Origin of the sequence: Flavobacterium quisquiliarum, assembly GCF_019308285.1 — a bacterium.
GTDB classification, from domain to species: Bacteria; Bacteroidota; Bacteroidia; order Flavobacteriales; family Flavobacteriaceae; genus Flavobacterium; species Flavobacterium quisquiliarum.
The window spans coordinates 80311-98199 of record NZ_WWEM01000007.1 but is presented as its reverse complement, the minus strand read 5'-3'; the positions used below and the strand labels follow the sequence as shown (position 1 = coordinate 98199).

Below are 17889 nucleotides of genomic sequence, written 5' to 3'. Positions count from 1 at the left end.
GGGTGGCAGGATTCGAACCTGCGGCCTTCCCGCTTTAAGGCGGGACACGATAAAGGTTCTATGCTACAATTGATATTTAAAATCGATGTCTTACAGATATCTTTTTGCACCTCGTTTCTTTATTTTAGATTCTAAAGTCACTGCTTCAGATCTTGAATCTAGTTGAATTGTATAAATGATTTTCCATGGAATACCATTTTTTGTAGATAATGATTGTCCACTATTGTGTCTTCTCAGTCTATCTTCGATATCATTTGTTTGACCGATGTAAAACTTTTCTTTTGTAGTACTGTAAAGAATATAAACGAAAAACATAGAAGTTGGGATTAAAGCAAAAAAGCCGAACATTTCTGTTCGGCTTTTGTCGGGGTGGCAGGATTCGAACCTGCGGCCTCCTGCTCCCAAAGCAGGCGCGATAACCGGGCTACGCTACACCCCGTAGCATTTGCTTATTGATCGTTACTGTGGTCTTCCCGCCTAGAGCGGGACACGATAACCGGGCTACACTACACCCCGAAGATGTATTTGTAATACTGCCCGAAAGCGGATGCAAAGATAGAAATAAATTTCATTTACAAAAGGAAAAAATGAAAATAAATAAAACTTATTTTGACATAGTTATTTCGGATTTATTTTAACCCTAAATTTTTATAATAAAGTTTACATTTGCAACTCAAAAAAACTATAGATACTATGTCAAATACAATCGAAAAAATTAAATGCCTTATTATAGGTTCTGGTCCTGCAGGCTATACAGCGGCGATTTATGCAGCCAGAGCAAATATGAATCCAGTATTATACCAAGGAATGCAGCCTGGTGGTCAATTGACTACAACAAATGAAGTTGAAAACTTTCCAGGTTATGTTGATGGAGTTACAGGACCAGAAATGATGATTCAGTTACAAGAACAGGCAAAACGTTTTGGCGCTGATATTCGTGATGGATGGGCTACAAAAGTTGATTTTTCTGGAGATATTCATAAAGTTTGGATTAATGATTCTATCGAATTGCACTGTGAAACAGTAATTATTTCTACAGGTGCTTCGGCTAAATATTTAGGATTGCCATCAGAACAACACTACTTAAATATGGGTGGAGGAGTTTCAGCATGTGCTGTCTGTGACGGTTTCTTCTACAGAAATCAAGATGTTGTAATTGTAGGAGCAGGAGATTCTGCTTGTGAAGAAGCTCATTACTTATCTAAACTTTGTAAAAAAGTAACCATGTTGGTTAGAAGCGAAAAATTCAGAGCTTCTAAAATTATGGAAGAGCGTGTTCGTAAAACAGAAAACATCGAGATTTTAATGAATCACGATACAGTTGAAGTTTTAGGAGACAGTAATGTTGTTCACGCTATTAAAGCTTTAAACAAAACAACTGGCGAAACAATCGAAATTCCAGCAACTGGTTTCTTCGTAGCAATTGGTCACAAACCAAATACAGATATCTTTAAAGAGTATATCACTCTTGATGAGACTGGATATATCGTAAATACTCCAGGTACATCTAAAACGAATGTTGAAGGTGTATTCGTAGCAGGAGACGCTGCAGACCACGTATACCGTCAGGCAATTACTGCTGCTGGAACTGGATGTATGGCAGCATTGGATGCTGAAAGATATTTAGCTTCTAAAGAATAAACAGTTATAGTGTTCAGTTTTCAGTTAGATAGTATTCAGTCTGAAAACTATAAAAGAAAAAGCTCCGATCATCAAATGATCGGAGCTTTTTCTTTTTAGTCTATTTGTGCTGCAAACGGAACTGAATACTTAAAACTGAACACTGAATATTACGACTATTTTATCTTCTTAAACAACTTAGCTTCTTCAGAAAAACGAGTTAGTGTAATGGCAGGACTTCCTAAAAGAGAGATTTCCGCTTTATCGCCAACTGCCAATGAAAGTGTTGTTTCAGCAAAAATACTTCCTACTGCATAATTTTCAGCTGTAACATTGGCATCTTTCAAAGTAAATTTTGTTCCTGTGAAAACCGAATTGTTGTCTAATCTAATAGTTGCTTTTTCTGCAATACCTTCGATGGCAGCATTAGCTCTTTGGTACAAATCACATTTGAATTTTATAGCAGAAACTAATGTTTTAACAGAAGCGTTTTTACTCAATTGTAAGCTTCCATCTTCTGCTTTTAAATTCAGTTCTGTTTTCGATTTATCATCTGCAATTAAGGTGAATTTTTTTGAATTTACATTCAAGTACAATTTAGAAAAATCAAGGCAATTCATTGTAATATCATCCAATTGTAATTCCTGAATGGCATAAACGATTGCTTCATTTTTGGTAATCACTTTATTTAATGACTTCGTGTAAGTAACTTTAACAGATAGTTTTTTAAAAATCGTCGATTCTTTATTGGTATATAATCGAAGCGTTTTTTCTCTTAAATCCATACCAATGATATCGTGTAAATTATCATCGGCTTCGATTTTGATTTCGTTTTTTTCTCCTTGTTCTAAATATACCTCAAGATTATCATCGACTTCAATGGCATCAAAACTGCCAACTTCTTTTATCGAAGTAGTTACAACTTTAGAGCCTTTAACTTTTTCTCTTTTTTGTGCAAAAGTGAATGTTGTAACAAATAATAATAAGAGCAACGCTGTACTTTTTTTCATTAATTCTAGATTTGATTTTGACAAATATAAAAAAATCATCCACTTTTGATGAATGATTTCTTTTATATTTAACAGTTACTTCTGTTTAGCTTTTGCTAATGTTTCCTCCAGAGCTTTCAGATTTCTCTATAGTTTTAGGAGAACCGCTGTAATTGATATTTCCGCCGCTTGAGGCTTGCGCTTTTAAGCTTACAATAGGTCGTATCGAAATTGTACCGCCGCTAGAAGCTTCTGCATGAACATCATTAGACATCAATTTACCTGCATCAATACTTCCTCCGCTTGAAACCGAAGTACTTAAACTTAATGATTTTCCTTCAATAACTACAGAACTACCACTGCTAGAATCAACAGAGATTTTGTCTGACTCAATATTAACATTCATCGAAGCCGCGCTTGAAGTCTCTAATGTAATGTTTTCACCTTCGATGACATTTTTAGTTTTAACGGATGAAGCACTTGAAGCTTCTATCTTGTCTACAATAGGCATTTTTACAGTTACTTTTTTTGCTGTGATGTTGCGGAAAGAGTTGTATTTGCATTCAATAACCAATGTTCCGTTTTCTACTTTAGTAACAATTTCTTTTTGAAGATTGTCATCTGCCTCAACAGTGATTTCTTTAGAATCAGCTTGTTCAATTACTACATCAATAGCATTACTTACTTTGATATTAGTAAAATCTCCCTGAACAGTTCTTTTTTCAGTTGTAACATTTCCGCTTCCTTCAATTGCGTTCATGTTAAAATTACATGAAGCAAACAACAATGCTGTTAGGGTTGCGATAACAAATTTTGTAATATGAATGATTATTTTGATCATGGCTTAGTTAATTTTGATTATAACTCCGTTTTTATCTGTGGTTAGTTTTCCTTTAGTTTTTTTTCCGTTTATAACTTCTTTTCCATTTATCTTTACTGAAACTTCTTTTATTGTATCATTACCAATAGTACTTATTTCTTCTGTATCATAGTCATGATCATCGTCATCGTGATCTTTTGCTGGGCAGTTTAAACATTTAACTTTAGATCCGATTACTTTATAGTTGTAATTTCCATCATAATTTAGATTAAAGAAATCGTCTTCATAGCTAAAATAATCTCTAACAGAACTATCTGGTTTAAATAGTTGTCCTTCTGGTAGATATAGGTAGATGTCAACTTCTTGTCCTCTGAATTTGTTTTTTATATCTGTCAGAAAATAGTTATCCAAAATTAATTGATTTCCGTTAACTTGAAACTTATAATTGATCTTTTCTGCTCTTTTTTTAGCATTTGTAAAAGAATTTCCTCTTGCACTTTTTTCTACCTGAATAAATGGAGTTTTTTGATCTGTATGCAATACATGTAAACGAACATCGTTGGAATAAATCAAGTCATTGCTGGCAGAATCCTGAACAAATTCAAAATCTCTGTAATGATTCAGGCTTTTTGTATAATAATCGCTGTATTTGAACTTTACGTACAAGGTATCAGTTGTATTAATTGTTATGGCTTTCTTCTCAATTACTTTATTATCATGAGAGATTTCAGTTGCCTGTTTAATTCCGATGCTTGCTAAAATTGCAATAGAGATAATCCAAACTGCTAAAAGTGTATATTTTGTAATGTTTCCAATTGATTTTAAGTTTGGAGATAACAATTTAAACCCTAAAAGTGTTAAGAAAAAGAACGGAATTCCAACAACAAAGAACATTAATAATCCAAATGACCAAAGCGGATATTCTGTAAAGTTTCCAGCTTCAACAAAATTCTGCCAAGGGAAATCAACAAAAATATTGGTTCCTAAAGTAAAAACTCCGATTAACAACATGATCAAAGTTGCGATTCCGCTTATGATTAGAATTACACCTAAAAACTTTGCAAAAATCTTAAAAATTGTCATGATAAAGTCTCCAAATGAACTACTTATTCTCTCAGCTCCCGACTTTACTTGGTTTCCCATTTCGTCATAATCTGCATTTTTGAATTTTTCAGAAAGGGTATCAATTTCTTCGCGAACTTTTTTTTCAATGTTCGAAATAGTTACCGGCTCACCTGTCATTTCTAATTTTTCTGAAGTTGTAACTGCTTCAGGAGTTACAATCCAAAGAACGAAATAAGCCAAGATTCCTGTTCCAAAACCTGCAAAAACGAAAATCAAGAAAATGATTTTAATCCAAACAGCATCAATTCCAAAGTAATGACCTAAACCTGTAGCCACACCACCAATTAAACCTTTTTCTTTATCACGGTATAATTTTTTGTGTTTTCTTGGACCGTAATTATTATAAGATTGATTTGCGTTTTCTTCGTCTTCAATTCTGTAGTCTTCTGGTTGTCCCATCACCGCAATCACTTCGTCAACGTCTTTCAGTCCTACAACATGTTTTTCGCTTTTTTGTTTTTCCGTCAATAATTCAGAAACACGCATTTCGATATCTTTAATAATTTCATCCTGACCAGATGAGTTGTTAAGTGATCGTTTTATAGCGTCAAAATAGCGTGTTAATTTTAAGTATGCGTCTTCATCGATGTGAAAAAACATCCCGCCTAAGTTAATATTTACTGTTTTGTTCATGACTTATTGATTTTGATTGGTGATTAAGTTTACAGCGTCAGACAATTCTGTCCAAGTTCCGCTAAGTTCGTTTAAAAAAGTTTGCCCTATTTCGGTTAATCCATAATATTTTCGTGGTGGCCCTGAGGTCGATTCTTCCCATCGATAATTAAGTAAACCATCATTTTTTAATCTAGTTAACAACGGATAAACAGTTCCTTCTACAACTAGTAATTTTGCGTTTTTTAAAGTGTCTAATATTTCTGATGTATAGGCATCTTTTTCTTTTAGGACAGATAAGATGCAAAACTCAAGAACACCTTTGCGCATCTGTGCTTTTGTGTTTTCAATGTTCATAATTTCATTTTGTTTTTTTTTGATTGAACAATTCGTTTTTTGATTGATGATGATTGCTTTGCCAGTTCGCCTTTCTGGCTCGGGTGATTGATGATTGATTTCGAATATAACTTTTAACCTTTTTAAGGATTACTTTATAAAAGGAATCGTAATCGGATATTTGTATAATTCTCCGTTTGAAGCTTTTATTGAAGCATAAATCACTAAAAAGAATTCAACAAATTTTAATAATCCAAAAAGCACTACAGCTGTAATTCCTACACTTAGCATTCCGATATGCGCTTGAAAGTCAAAATTTCTAATCACAAAATCGTGGTCATTAAAAACAGCTTCCATTGGAATATTCTGCAAAATGATAGTAATAAAAATAGGTATAGCGATAAGTGCTAAAATCAAAGTATAAAGCAATAAGCTTAACTGAAAGTTCAAAGCCTGTTTTCCGTGATGGTCTGCAAATTCAGATTTGTCTTTGTAGTTCGTCCAAATGATTAACGGAAAAATATAGTTTCCAAACGGAATTATATATTGACTTAATGTACTCAAATGAGTAAATGCTGCTGTATTCTTTTCTGATGTTTTTTCCATGATGAGTGGTGTTGATGATTGCATGATTAAAAGTATATAGTAATTTCTTATGCAAATATATGTCTAAAAAACAGTATCTTGTTTTACATAGTACTAATTATTAACAAAAATTTAACAATTTAAAAAGTAAGAATATGTATTTAAATTGTTGATAATCATTCGGAAGTATTGAATTTATTGAGGTCTTTCTGATAGTTGAATAATTTATTGTGCATGCATAGTTTTTTTGTATTTTTACATAAAAAATAAATCACATGGCACTTTCTGTATCAAAACTTAATAAGTTCGTTCTGTTTAAACTTCCTTCTGCCTACTTCTGCGGCGTACGTGTTAAGGATATAAACGATTCAAGTTGTACCGTAACAGTCAAACACAGATGGATTAATCAGAATCCTTTTAATTCGATGTATTTTGCAGTTCAGGCTATGGCGGCAGAATTGACAACAGGTGCTTTGGTAATTTCTCAAATTCAGCAAAGCGGCAAAAAAATCTCTATGTTAGTTGCCAACAACAAAGGAAACTTTACCAAAAAAGCAACAGGCCGAATTACATTTGTCTGCAAAGACGGACATTTAATTGCAGATGCTATTAAAAAAACAATCGAAACTGGAGAAGGCCAGACGTTTTGGATGAAATCTATCGGTACCAATGAAGAAGGTGTTCAGGTTTCGGAAATGGATTTTGAGTGGAGTATTCGAGTGAAATAGGGTTTTGTTTGCCACGAATTTCACGAATTAGCATAAATTTAAATACGATGTTTTTTAGTGTAAATTAGTGAAATTCGTCGCGAAAAAAAATAAAAAAAGGCTTCGAACAATTAGAAGCCTTTTACTTTATAATTTAATGTTACTTTTTGGTACAACAAGATTTTTTGTCTTTTTTGTCTGCTGTTTTTTTACAGCATGATTCTTTTTTCGCTTTATCTTTTTTCGCTGGTTTCGTGTCCTGAGCGCTTACGCTAATTGTAAATAAAGCAACGGTAACGATTGTGATTACTTTTGTCATTTTGTTTTAATTGTTTTTTGTTAGAAGAATTATAATTGAGTGAATCAAATATAGATTGATTTATTGTTTGTAAGAATAGTTCTGTTGTTAATGTTTTGGTAAAAAACTCAAAAGCCGTAGGCAATTTTACGCTCTTTATATTTTCCTTTTTCTATAATCCATATAATTTCATAACCTCCAGCTCCATCACTATTGCTAGATGTGATATATAAAGTATCGGATTTTTGATCATAATTTATTTGGGTTTTAAAAAGAGTAGGTTCAAATAAATCGTCGAAAGAGTTTTTAGGAAGTTCAATACTATTGTTGCCTAAAGTAACCGTTATACTTTTATAAGCCTTTTTAGGAATTTCGCCATCGGTTCCCCAAAAAGATTTTCCGTTAATTTCTTTTAGAAAAGATTTGTCCTTCCCTGAAAAGATTAATTTTGCCAAATTTAATTCGAATTTTTTGCTTTCGATACTAATATTAAAACCATCTTTTTCGAAAACAACTTTAGTTTGAGTTTCTTTGATTAATGGGATTTCTGTGAATTCAGACAAATATTGAATCCTGTCTTTGTGTAAATAACCGCTTCTGTCTTTGTTATTTTTAGAATAATCAATATTGATCCAGTTGTTTTTTGGTTCAAAGCAATACACGACAAAGCCGTTATTTAATTTGTCTGAAATATTATTTCCTTTTGAAGCTTCAGTCCGGATATTTACATAACCATCGTTATCTTTTATGACTGCGAATTGACCAAAAGCATTATTTAAAAATAAAACGAAAAGGATGGAAGAAATTGCTTTCATTTTTGTTTACGGTTATACGATCTTTTAATTAGGTATTGAATAAGTATTGTAAGTAATAAAACTGCAATAATAAGCAGTTCCATAAAAACTAATCCAACAAAAGGCATTCCGCATCTGATTCGTCCATTTGATTCTTGATTAAGTTTATGCTCAAGAAATACATAGGCCCAATAAGAAAAAGCAATTTGCAAAAGAAAATTAATGATGCTGATTTTAGCAAAATTTAATTTTATGCTTCTCGCATAGTCTTTAATTCCAAATATAAGCTGTAAAATCAAAGGTAGAAAAAGCAGCAAAAAAGGATTGAAGTCAAACATAAGGTTGATTTTAGATTGGTTTTTAGCTGTTTCTTCTCAACCAAAATTAATGCCAATTCAAATTTTTTAAACCATATAAGTTATGTAAGTAAATATTTTTTTCAAATAAACTTAAATCACTTATATGGTTCAAAAACAAATCAATAATTCAAATTAACCCCAAAACCAATTCCCATATCACTGTCATAATGCGTCGTGATTCCAAAGTTTCGGGCAACAATGTATTTCAGTCCCGCCATATATTCTTTATCTGTATTCCACATTAAATTCATTCGAAGTCTTTGCGAAAGCGGAATATCTTTTCGTTCAAATTGCACTCTTACGTTTCCATCGGTATAAACCTCAACTTGTGCCTTTATAAGCATTGGCAAAGTATATTCGGCTCCTAAACTGAAAACCGAACGATTGTCTTTGGTGTTTTTCTGTCCAAAAAGATTTTGTTCCTGTTCGTCCATTCCCATTTTTCGGTAGCGCCAGTCAAAACCAATAAAAGGCATTAACCATTGATTTTTTCCAATGTAACGTCCAATATGAGTTTCGGTTTCATAACCATGTTTGTCATTATAGCCCAATCTCCATTCCGTTCCAATACTCCATCTTGTGTTGCTGAACATAGCTTCACCATCATTTCCATTGCTGGCAAAATCATTTTCTGCCATAAAATGAAACATTCGATCATCCATTTTCAACATTTTGAAAGCCATTTCCGGATGATGAATCAACGGATTTGGTGCTGAATTTTCATAGCTAAAAATTCTTCCCATTCCAGCCATCATGTGATATAAAATATGGCAGTGAAAGAACCAGTCCCCATCAGCATTTGCCTGAAATTCGATCGTATCGGTTTCCATTGGCATAATATCAATCACATTTTTTAGCGGAGCATAATCTCCGTGTTCATTCAGAATTCTAAAATCATGTCCGTGCAAATGCATGGGGTGGCGCATCATCGAACCGTTGTATAAAACGATACGAACATTTTCTCCTTTTTTGATTAAAATTTTATCGGTTTCGGAAACGACTTTATTGTCTAAACTCCAAACATAACGATTCATATTTCCAGATAAAGTAAAACGCAATTCTTTAACAGGAGCATCTTTTGGAAGATTCGTTTTAAAAGGAGATTTCAGCATTCCGTAATTCAAAGTCACAATTTCAGAAGTTTCAGTGCTGTCACTTTCCATTTTCATTTCTTCCATATTATGATTCGAATGATCCATCGCAGGTTTTGCATTTTCATCTTCACCCGAAATTTCAGGATACATTACGGCATTCATGTCCATTTTGTTCAAAGACATATTCATGCCCATATCATTCATTTCGCCGTTCATTTTCATCATATCGTTCATCATTTTCATGCCTTCAAAATATTTTAGTTTTGAAAGATGATGAACAGGTTGTTTTTCTCCACTTCCTAAAAACAAAGACGCAGATCCTGTTCTGTCTTCGGCTGTAGCCAAAAAAGCAAAAGATTTATGATCTTCTGGAACAGTAACGACAACATCATAAGTTTCAGAAACGGCAATAATCAAACGATCCACTTCTACTGGTTCGACATCGTTTCCATCACTTGCTACAACGGTGATTTTTCCTCCGCCATAAGTCAGCCAGAAATAACTGGAAGCACCGCCATTGGCAATTCGCAATCTAACTTTTGAGCCAGGTTTGAGATCTGAAAATTGTTGTTCATTTTTACCATTAAGCAGAAATTTTTCATAATAAACATCGCTGACATCCATTGCGTTCATTCGTTTCCATTCGTTGGTCACTTTGGTTGAAAAATGTCCTTGTTTGATAGCTTCGGAATAACTTTGAGTCGTTCCTTTTTTTATCGCAAACCAATCGTTGGCATTGTGAAGCATTCGCTGAATATTTTCTGGTTTCAAATCAGACCATTCACTTAAAATAACTGGAATCGTTGGTAAATCATCAATTCCTTTTCGAATAGTTGAATCGTCTTTTTTCTTGTTGATGATAAAAAGTCCGTACAAACCAATTTGTTCTTGTAATCCCGAATGACTGTGATACCAATACGTTCCATTTTGAATTATGGGAAAAGAATATTTATGAGTTGTTCCAGGTTCAATAGGCATTTGAGTCAAATACGGAACTCCATCTTCTTTATTGGGCAGAAATAATCCATGCCAGTGCATCGAAGTGGTTTCTTTTTTTAATTCGTTGTGTACATAAATTTCTGCAATATCGCCTTCGGTAAAAGTCAGAGTTGGCATCGGAATTTGTCCATTTACTGCAATCGCACGTTTTTCTTTACCCGAGAAATTGACAATTGTATCGCGAACATGCAAATCATAACGCACTACTTTTTGCGCCTTTAACTGAATAGCAATTAAAAAAAGCACAAGTATATATTTTATTTTTGTCATCGATTATAATTTTAAATCGTTAGGTTAAATTTATTTTAACACATAGAAACATAGATTTTTGTGTCTAAAAAAGAGCATAAAAGAAACTAGTTTCCACACATAGCTATGTGTATTGTAACAAGTGAAACGCCTTTACGCACAATGCAAAACTATGTTTCTATGTGTTGAAAATAATTGCGTCCCAACTCACAATTTTAGATTTCTCAATCGTAAAGCATTTACAATTACCGAAACAGAACTCAAACTCATTGCCACCGCAGCCAACATCGGCGAAAGCAATATTCCTAAAAACGGATATAAAATTCCTGCTGCAATTGGAACGCCCAAAGTATTATAAATGAAGGCAAAGAATAAATTCTGTTTAATATTTGACATTACAGCGTGGCTGAGGTTTTTAGCTTTTACGATTCCGTTTAAATCGCCTTTAACCAAAGTGATTTTAGCACTTTCTATTGCGACATCTGTTCCTGTTCCCATTGCAATTCCGATGTTAGATTGCGCTAAAGCTGGAGCATCATTGATTCCGTCTCCCGCCATGGCAACAATTTTTCCTTGAGCTTGAAGACGTTCAATTTCTTTTAATTTATCGTGTGGAAGACAATCTGCTTTAAACGAACTCAAATGCAAATGTTCAGCAACTGCTTTTGCTGTATTATGATTGTCGCCCGTCATCATGATAACCTCAACGCCTTGAGTAATTAATTCTTTGATCGCTTTTGCACTGTTTTCCTTGACGGCATCGGTAATCGCAACATAACCTAAAACAATATTTTCAATTGCGATGTACGAAATAGTTTTTCCTAAATTTTGTTCTGCTGTTACTTTTTGTTCTAAATCACTAGAAACAGAAACGCCGATTTCTTCCATTAATTTTTTATTTCCTAAAGCTACTTTTTTGCCTTCGATAGTTCCTAAAACACCTTTTCCGGCAATCGTTTCAAAACCTTGAACTTCTTTGAATGAACTATCTTTTGCTTTCGCGAAATTGACTACGGCCTGCGCCAAAGGATGCTCGCTATGCTGATTTAAAGAAGCAATATTTTCGAGTAGAAAATCTTCGTTATTATGGATAGCAACTATTTTTTCAACCGATGGTTTTCCTTCTGTAATGGTTCCTGTTTTGTCGGTAATTAAAACATCAATTTTATTCATGTTTTCCAGAGCTTCGGCATTTTTAATCAGGATTCCGTTTTGTGCTCCTTTCCCAACTCCAACCATAACCGACATTGGAGTTGCCAATCCAAGTGCGCACGGACAAGCAATAATTAAAACGGCAATCGCATTAATTAATCCGTAAACATAAGCGGGTTCAGGACCAAATTTCGCCCAGACAAAAAATGTTACAATCGAAATGATAACTACTGTAGGCACAAAATATTTAGAAACCCTATCGGCTAGTTTTTGAATTGGAGCACGAGATCTGCTGGCATCATTTACCATTTGGATAATTTGCGAAAGCATCGTTTCTGAACCCACTTTTTCGGCAATCATCACAAAAGATTTTGTACCATTTATAGTTCCTGATATTACAGAATCTCCAACCTTTTTATCCACGGGAATTGGTTCTCCTGTAATCATAGATTCGTCGATGCTGCTTTCGCCAAAATAGATTTTTCCATCAACGGGAATTTTTTCTCCCGGTTTTACACGTAATAAATCGTCTTTTTTGATATTGTTAATGGAGATTACTTTGTCAATTCCTTTTTCTACTAAAGTTGCTTCGGTTGGAGCTAATTTCAATAATTCTTTTATCGCACCATTGGTTTGTCCGTGTGCTTTGGCTTCCAGTAATTGTCCTAATAAAACTAAAGTGATAATTACGGTTGCAGCTTCAAAATACAAATGTATAGTTCCGTGATGCGATTTGAATTCGGCTGGGAAAATATCAGGAAAAAACATTCCAACAATACTAAATAAGAATGCTACGCTTGTCCCGATTCCAATTAAAGTAAACATGTTTAAATTCCAAGTCACAATCGATTTGTAAGCGCGAACAAAAAACATCCAACCCGCATAAAACAAAACAGGAATTGAAAATAAAAGCTGCACCCAATTCCATTTTTCAATTGACATTACATTATAAAGCGGATTATTCGGAATCATTTCTGACATTGAGATAATGAAAATAGGAAGTGTAAACAAAATTGCGATTTTCATTTTCTTCAATAAATCAGAATAGGTTTTGTTTTCCTCACTTTCAGAAGCCTGCATCGGAACCAAATCCATTCCGCAAATTGGGCAGTCACCCGGTTCGTTTGAAACAATTTCAGGATGCATTGGACAAGTAAATTGTGTTGCTGTGATGGCAACTTGGGGAACTAAATCCATTCCGCAAACTGGGCAGTCTCCAGGTTTATTATACGTTTTGTCACCTTCGCAATGCATTGGACAATAATAAACGTCATTTGCACTCTGGTGATGCATTTTTTTTATTTCTGATTTATGTTGGTCATGATGCTCTTTTTTATGACCTGAACAGCATGATTTAACAGCTGATTCTCCATGATTTTTAGGAGAATCTATTTCGATAGTATAATTTCCTGCAGCAGACAAAACCTCTTGAAATTTTTCTGTTGGTACATGTTTGTCCATTGTTATTGTAGCAGTCGGCGGATTTAGAGTTACTTCTGCCTGAACGCCTTCAACTTCATTTAAAGTTTTTTCTACTTTAGTTCGGCATCCATTGCACGACATTCCTGAAATTATATATTGATGAGTCATTGTATTGGTTTTTAAGTATTACAATGCAAATTTCTGAACTATTGGCGAGTTCGGTTTGTAGAATTTTGGGAATGATTTGTAAGATTTACGAAGATTTTTGTTTCACGCAGATTTGGCAGATTTAAGCAGATTTTTTTAAAAGTTGCTATTTAATCTCGCAAAGACGCAGAGACGCTAAGTTTTTTAAATAAAGATAAGTCAATAAGTTTTTAAAGTTTTCACGTAGATTAAGCAGATTTGATTTGCAAATAAATATCTGCAGAATCTGCTTAAATCTTTTAAAATCTGCGTGAAAAATAAAACTTTGCGCCTCTGCGGCTTTGCGAGAAATTGACTTTTTTACAAATTCTCTATCTGAATACGCATTTTATCTTTTGATTGCTTAAATGAAGTAGGAGTGTAGCCCGTAATTTTTTTGAATTGATTGCTTAAATGTGCTACGTTGCTGTAATTAAGAATATCAGCAATTTCGCTTAACGAAAGTTCATTATAAACCAATAATTCTTTTACTTTTTCAATTTTCTGGCTAATGAAATATTTTTCGATCGTAGTGTTTTCAATTTCAGAAAATAAATTGCTCAGCGAATTATAATCTTGATTGAGGTTTTCTGCGAGATAATCGGACAAGTTTATTTTAAGATCATTGTTTTTATGATGAACCAAATCGACGATTAGATTTTTTATTTTTTCGACAGTTTTTGTTTTTTTATCATCGATTAAATCAAAACCTAAAGCTTGAAGATTTTCTAATAAAACCTCTTTTTGCGAATCATTGATTTCGTTTTGTAACTCAACCTCACCTAATTCAACAGCAATAGTTTGAAGTCCGAGTTTTTCGAACTCAGACTTCACAACCATTTTGCATCGGCCGCACACCATGTTTTTGATGTAAAGCTTCATATTTATTTGATCGTTTCTACGACATTTCCGCAAGTTAGCATAGAAGAACCATAGTAAGGATTCTTAACTGCCTTTTCTTTGCTTAACCAATCGGCATCAGCCATAGGGCAATATTGTTTGTAGATTGGTTCAGTTGGACTTGAAACTTTTATCAAATCGTAAGTTCCTTTCGATAATGATTTGAAAGTCTCACGTTGTTTTTTAAGATCTGAAGAAGTCGAAATACTTTTAGCATCAGCAGTTAGTTTTTTTACTACCTTCATCCAAACGGTATGTTCGTTGCTTTTTAATTTATCCATTTTTACAGCTGTGATGGCACTCAGTAAATCTTTGGCTTTCGCCGAAGTCAATTTGCTGTCACTTTTTATAAGTGCATCTTTTACAGTAAAGTAAGCATCGTAAACCGATTGTAATTGAGAATCGGCGATTTCAATTGCTGTCAATTCAGAATTATTGTTTTTTGCCTGAATTGTATTTGCGCTAAAAAATACTGTAAATGCTGTTGCTAAAGCTATGATTGATTTTTTCATTGTATATAATATTTGGTAAAGGATTAATTTCCTTTAAAATTAATTAAAAAAGTTGATTTCAAAAAGACCCAATATGGGCTGTACTAAATGCAATAATTATATTTTCGGCTTCAGCCAAATAGAAGTAAATCCAGAAGAAATAGTTGAATTACTATAAGATGAAATTTTGTTTTTTAAAGAAAAATTGAAAACATCATTTTGCAAATCAAAATCGTTTGAAGTCAAAATAACAAATTGTAATGCAGAAGTTGTACAGCCCGAATGACGGCACTTTCCGTCACAATTGTGTTTTTCTTGTTTTGAAGTTTTCTTTTCACAGCATTTTTTAGAACAGCTGTTTTCTTCTTTAGAAGTAATTTCTTTGTGATGTCCCATATTACATGCATAAGTATAACTTGGATTCAAAAAGAAACTAAGTGTTATAAAAAGCAGTATTATATGGGTTTTCTTTTTCAAAGAAATTGTTTTTAGAAGTACAAATTTAGCTAAAAATGTTCGAGGAAATTACTTTTTAAGATTTTGCTAACTAGAGTTTTTTAAAATCTGTTGGTTTCATGTTTTTGCGCTTTTTGAAATAATTCGTCAAATGACTCTCGTCAGTAAAACCAAATTCATACGCAATCTGCTTAATCGGTAATTGATTGTTATGAAACCTTTTCTCTATTAAAGTTGTTCTTAAATTATGAATGTATTCCCGATAACTAACACCAAAAGTCCTTTTGAAATAAGCGCTGAAATAGGTTTGTGCGATATTAAAATGCTCTGCAATAATTTTAATTTGAACTAATTTTGGCTGATAAATATTCTGATGAATATAATTAGCAATTTGTTCATTATCCAAATGTGTCGATTTCATCTGAAGATTCATGCCTCGAATGGTTTCCTTAATTAAACCAAAAATCGAAAGAATCTGATAGAAAACAATTGGAGAATTAGTTACATCTATGTATTTGTCATAAGTAACAATATTTTCAACAGTGTTTTTTAGAATCGTTTTACAAGGTTCATCAAACTTTAAAACAGTTTCTTTTAAAATTTTATCTCTCATGAAACTTTCGGGAGTATTGACCAAAAATTCATCGCAGGTAAGATTCTGTTTAGAGTTGAAATAATTATCAGTGAATTTAATGAAAATGAATCCTGTACTTTTCTTGATATCAAAATAATGTTCGTCGTCTGGCGAAATCACAAATAAATCTCCAGCTTTATAAGGAAGGAGATTATGGTTTAAATGATGAACTCCGCTTCCCTTTTTGATATAAATAATTTCGTAATAAGTATGAGTATGTGGTGGAAGATGAAATTTTTCTTCCTCAAATTCATCCAATACTAGTGTTTTAAACTGATTTAATTTAGGCATAACTTAAATTTACAATTTTATGTCACAAATATACAATTTATGATCGAGCTAACGGTGTTAATTTTGCAACGTAGAAATCATTCCTTTCTACTTTTAATGAAATGAAAAAAAGTCTTATTGCGCTCTCTTTAGGAGGGTTAACTATTGGAATTACAGAATTTGTAATGATGGGCCTTTTGCCTGATATTGCCACAGATATGAAAGTTTCCATTCCTGTTGCTGGATATTTAATATCTTCTTATGCACTTGGAGTTGTTATTGGAGCACCCTTATTGGTAATTGCAGGAAGAAATTATGCGCCTAAAAAAATGCTTTTGATTTTAGCATTAATGTTAGCTGTGTTTAATGCATTGTCTATTATTGCTCCTGATTATAATGTTTTATTTGCTTCTCGTTTTCTTTCTGGTTTGCCACATGGAGCATTCTTTGGAGTGGGAGCGGTAGTCGCAAGCCGTTTGGCAGATAAAGGAAAAGAAGCACAGGCTATTTCTATTATGTTTGCCGGATTAACTATTGCGAACTTAATAGGCGTACCTATCGGAACTTATATAGGGCACCATTTTATCTGGCGTTATACTTTTGTTTTAATTGCTTTTGTGGGATTATTAACGTTTCTGGCAATTTATATGTGGATGCCAAATCTGGAAAAAGGAGAAAGTGTCAATATGAAAACACAACTTCAATTCTTTAAGAAAACAGAAGCCTGGCTGATTATCGGAATTACGGCAATTGGTTTTGGAGGTTTGTTTGCTTGGATCAGTTATATTGCTCCTTTATTAATTAATGTTTCTAAGTTTTCGCCAGAAGATGTTTCGTATATCTTGATTTTGGCGGGATTAGGAATGGTCGTTGGAAATTTCGCAGGAGGGAAATTGGCAGACCGATTTTCGCCGGCTCCAACTACATTGGCTTTATTGTTAGTAATGTCAGTAGATTTGGTTTTGGTTTATTTCTTCTCTTTTAATCAATATGTGTCTTTATTTCTGACATTCTTAACTGGTGCGATTTCTTTCTCTGTTATAGCGCCAATCCAGATGCTTATGATTCGTACAGCAAAAGGAGCAGAGATGATTGCTTCAGCATCACTTCAAGGAAGCTTTAATATAGGTAATGCTTTAGGAGCCTTTCTAGGCGGATTGCCTTTGGCGGCGGGCTTTAGTTACTCATCACCTAATTTAATTGGCGTCGCTATGTCAATTATCGGAATGATTATTACATTCATATTGATGAAGTTACATCGTAAACAAGTTGCAGTACAGCACATTTAAAAATATTTTTACTCTTTTTTAAGCCCTTAACTTTTGTTTAAGGGCTTTTTTTGTGTCTATAAATGACTTTTTGTTTCTAATTATTCTCTTTTTTCTCTACTTTATCGGAAAATACACTTTAAAAATTAGCATAATTTTCTTCTGACTTCATTTTTTTTTAGCATCTCTTTAACTTTTTAAGTGTAAAAATAACACCTAATAATTTCGTAATTAATATTCATGTAATCGATTGTTTTTTTTATAAAAATAGAATCAAATGAACGATTAGTAATAATATTTTTAATATTTTAAGTTAAGATAAATTATATATCTCACATAAAAAAGCAATAAAATTTTCAATATGTAATTTTTTTTAGCAAATTTTTATGAGAATTTATTTTTCGTTTAAAAAAAATATCTATGTTTGTGTAATCGATTACAACTTTTTTTTTGATGTTCGAAATCGATTAAGTTATAACAATTAAAAAGTAACAGGAATTAACACTGTTATTTGCAGATATAG

18 protein-coding genes and 1 tRNA gene are annotated in these 17889 nt (G+C 33.0%); 3 read left to right on the top strand and 16 right to left on the bottom strand.

The window, feature by feature from the left end; translation table 11 throughout:
- Positions 1-90: 90 nt before the first annotated feature.
- Together GSY47_RS01610 and GSY47_RS01605 are read right to left on the bottom strand one after the other, a co-directional pair.
- The gene (locus GSY47_RS01610) at positions 91-348 is read right to left on the bottom strand and encodes a GIY-YIG nuclease family protein (RefSeq protein ID WP_219071079.1); all 258 of its coding nucleotides are present in this window, start codon (positions 346-348) and stop codon (positions 91-93) included.
- 16 nt (positions 349-364) lie between these two features.
- Positions 365-439: transfer RNA gene (locus GSY47_RS01605), tRNA-Pro, on the bottom strand.
- 254 nt (positions 440-693) lie between these two features.
- Here GSY47_RS01605 and trxB point away from each other — a divergent pair.
- Positions 694-1641: a thioredoxin-disulfide reductase gene (gene trxB / locus GSY47_RS01600; protein ID WP_179008006.1), complete on the top strand. Its 948-nt coding sequence runs from the start codon at positions 694-696 to the stop codon at positions 1639-1641.
- A 155-nt stretch (positions 1642-1796) separates the two neighbouring features.
- Here the strand turns inward: trxB and GSY47_RS01595 are convergent, their stop codons facing one another.
- The 5 genes from GSY47_RS01595 to GSY47_RS01575 all read right to left on the bottom strand — a co-directional run bounded on the left by GSY47_RS01595 (position 1797) and on the right by GSY47_RS01575 (position 6108).
- Complete coding sequence (locus GSY47_RS01595; RefSeq protein WP_246611237.1) at positions 1797-2630, bottom strand: GIN domain-containing protein; 834 nt, start codon at positions 2628-2630, stop codon at positions 1797-1799.
- A gap of 85 nt (positions 2631-2715) precedes the next feature.
- Positions 2716-3450, bottom strand: a complete 735-nt coding sequence (locus GSY47_RS01590; RefSeq protein WP_179008010.1) for a head GIN domain-containing protein — start codon at positions 3448-3450, stop codon at positions 2716-2718.
- 3 nt (positions 3451-3453) lie between these two features.
- Entirely contained in the window at positions 3454-5187 is a 1734-nt protein-coding gene (locus tag GSY47_RS01585) for a PspC domain-containing protein (protein WP_219071078.1), read from the bottom strand.
- 3 nt (positions 5188-5190) lie between these two features.
- The gene (locus GSY47_RS01580; RefSeq protein WP_008464689.1) at positions 5191-5523 is read right to left on the bottom strand and encodes a PadR family transcriptional regulator; all 333 of its coding nucleotides are present in this window, start codon (positions 5521-5523) and stop codon (positions 5191-5193) included.
- Positions 5524-5652: 129 nt separating this feature from the next.
- Positions 5653-6108 (bottom strand): DUF4870 domain-containing protein, encoded by a 456-nt coding sequence (locus GSY47_RS01575; protein ID WP_179008014.1) that lies wholly within the window; start codon positions 6106-6108, stop codon positions 5653-5655.
- Positions 6109-6362: 254 nt separating this feature from the next.
- Between GSY47_RS01575 and GSY47_RS01570 the strand changes: the two genes are divergently transcribed.
- Entirely contained in the window at positions 6363-6815 is a 453-nt protein-coding gene (locus tag GSY47_RS01570) for a DUF4442 domain-containing protein (RefSeq protein ID WP_111285737.1), read from the top strand.
- A 139-nt stretch (positions 6816-6954) separates the two neighbouring features.
- On the opposite strand, the gene GSY47_RS01565 is transcribed toward GSY47_RS01570, so the two are convergent.
- From GSY47_RS01565 to GSY47_RS01525, 9 genes are all read right to left on the bottom strand, one after another.
- Positions 6955-7113 carry a hypothetical protein gene (locus GSY47_RS01565; protein WP_179008016.1) on the bottom strand — a complete coding sequence of 53 codons (159 nt, stop codon included), beginning with the start codon at positions 7111-7113 and terminating at the stop codon, positions 6955-6957.
- A gap of 107 nt (positions 7114-7220) precedes the next feature.
- Positions 7221-7907: an SH3 domain-containing protein gene (locus GSY47_RS01560; RefSeq protein WP_179008018.1), complete on the bottom strand. Its 687-nt coding sequence runs from the start codon at positions 7905-7907 to the stop codon at positions 7221-7223.
- Complete coding sequence (locus GSY47_RS01555; RefSeq protein WP_179008020.1) at positions 7904-8224, bottom strand: hypothetical protein; 321 nt, start codon at positions 8222-8224, stop codon at positions 7904-7906. The genes GSY47_RS01560 and GSY47_RS01555 overlap by 4 nt, the downstream gene beginning before the upstream one ends.
- 140 nt (positions 8225-8364) lie before the next feature.
- Positions 8365-10608 carry a multicopper oxidase family protein gene (locus GSY47_RS01550; protein ID WP_219071077.1) on the bottom strand — a complete coding sequence of 748 codons (2244 nt, stop codon included), beginning with the start codon at positions 10606-10608 and terminating at the stop codon, positions 8365-8367.
- A gap of 186 nt (positions 10609-10794) precedes the next feature.
- The gene (locus tag GSY47_RS01545) at positions 10795-13329 is read right to left on the bottom strand and encodes a heavy metal translocating P-type ATPase (protein ID WP_219071076.1); all 2535 of its coding nucleotides are present in this window, start codon (positions 13327-13329) and stop codon (positions 10795-10797) included.
- Between the two features lie 339 nt (positions 13330-13668).
- On the bottom strand, positions 13669-14229 hold the full coding sequence (locus GSY47_RS01540; protein WP_179008025.1) for a helix-turn-helix domain-containing protein: 561 nt from the start codon (positions 14227-14229) through the stop codon (positions 13669-13671).
- Between the two features lie 2 nt (positions 14230-14231).
- The gene (locus GSY47_RS01535; RefSeq protein ID WP_179008027.1) at positions 14232-14759 is read right to left on the bottom strand and encodes a DUF3347 domain-containing protein; all 528 of its coding nucleotides are present in this window, start codon (positions 14757-14759) and stop codon (positions 14232-14234) included.
- A gap of 96 nt (positions 14760-14855) precedes the next feature.
- Complete coding sequence (locus GSY47_RS01530) at positions 14856-15215, bottom strand: hypothetical protein (protein ID WP_246611236.1); 360 nt, start codon at positions 15213-15215, stop codon at positions 14856-14858.
- Between the two features lie 70 nt (positions 15216-15285).
- A complete protein-coding gene (locus GSY47_RS01525) occupies positions 15286-16119 on the bottom strand; it encodes an AraC family transcriptional regulator (RefSeq protein ID WP_179008029.1) in 834 nt (277 codons plus the stop codon).
- A gap of 101 nt (positions 16120-16220) precedes the next feature.
- On the opposite strand from GSY47_RS01525, the gene GSY47_RS01520 reads away from it, so the two are divergent.
- Entirely contained in the window at positions 16221-17387 is a 1167-nt protein-coding gene (locus GSY47_RS01520) for an MFS transporter (protein WP_179008031.1), read from the top strand.
- The last annotated feature ends 502 nt before the right edge of the window (positions 17388-17889 follow it).

Excerpts from the sequence above, each read along its gene's own strand:
- GSY47_RS01520 (WP_179008031.1), top strand. The coding sequence starts at position 16,221 with ATGAAAAAAAGTCTTATTGCGCTCTCTTTAGGAGGGTTAACTATTGGA.
- GSY47_RS01570 (WP_111285737.1), top strand. The coding sequence starts at position 6,363 with ATGGCACTTTCTGTATCAAAACTTAATAAGTTCGTTCTGTTTAAACTT.
- GSY47_RS01540 (WP_179008025.1), bottom strand. The coding sequence starts at position 14,229 with ATGAAGCTTTACATCAAAAACATGGTGTGCGGCCGATGCAAAATGGTT.
- GSY47_RS01525 (WP_179008029.1), bottom strand. The coding sequence starts at position 16,119 with ATGCCTAAATTAAATCAGTTTAAAACACTAGTATTGGATGAATTTGAG.
- trxB (WP_179008006.1), top strand. The coding sequence starts at position 694 with ATGTCAAATACAATCGAAAAAATTAAATGCCTTATTATAGGTTCTGGT.
- GSY47_RS01560 (WP_179008018.1), bottom strand. The coding sequence starts at position 7,907 with ATGAAAGCAATTTCTTCCATCCTTTTCGTTTTATTTTTAAATAATGCT.
- GSY47_RS01565 (WP_179008016.1), bottom strand. The coding sequence starts at position 7,113 with ATGACAAAAGTAATCACAATCGTTACCGTTGCTTTATTTACAATTAGC.
- GSY47_RS01545 (WP_219071076.1), bottom strand. The coding sequence starts at position 13,329 with ATGACTCATCAATATATAATTTCAGGAATGTCGTGCAATGGATGCCGA.
- GSY47_RS01550 (WP_219071077.1), bottom strand. The coding sequence starts at position 10,608 with ATGACAAAAATAAAATATATACTTGTGCTTTTTTTAATTGCTATTCAG.
- GSY47_RS01580 (WP_008464689.1), bottom strand. The coding sequence starts at position 5,523 with ATGAACATTGAAAACACAAAAGCACAGATGCGCAAAGGTGTTCTTGAG.
- GSY47_RS01610 (WP_219071079.1), bottom strand. The coding sequence starts at position 348 with ATGTTCGGCTTTTTTGCTTTAATCCCAACTTCTATGTTTTTCGTTTAT.
- GSY47_RS01535 (WP_179008027.1), bottom strand. The coding sequence starts at position 14,759 with ATGAAAAAATCAATCATAGCTTTAGCAACAGCATTTACAGTATTTTTT.
- GSY47_RS01555 (WP_179008020.1), bottom strand. The coding sequence starts at position 8,224 with ATGTTTGACTTCAATCCTTTTTTGCTGCTTTTTCTACCTTTGATTTTA.
- GSY47_RS01590 (WP_179008010.1), bottom strand. The coding sequence starts at position 3,450 with ATGATCAAAATAATCATTCATATTACAAAATTTGTTATCGCAACCCTA.
- GSY47_RS01595 (WP_246611237.1), bottom strand. The coding sequence starts at position 2,630 with ATGAAAAAAAGTACAGCGTTGCTCTTATTATTATTTGTTACAACATTC.
- GSY47_RS01585 (WP_219071078.1), bottom strand. The coding sequence starts at position 5,187 with ATGAACAAAACAGTAAATATTAACTTAGGCGGGATGTTTTTTCACATC.
- GSY47_RS01575 (WP_179008014.1), bottom strand. The coding sequence starts at position 6,108 with ATGGAAAAAACATCAGAAAAGAATACAGCAGCATTTACTCATTTGAGT.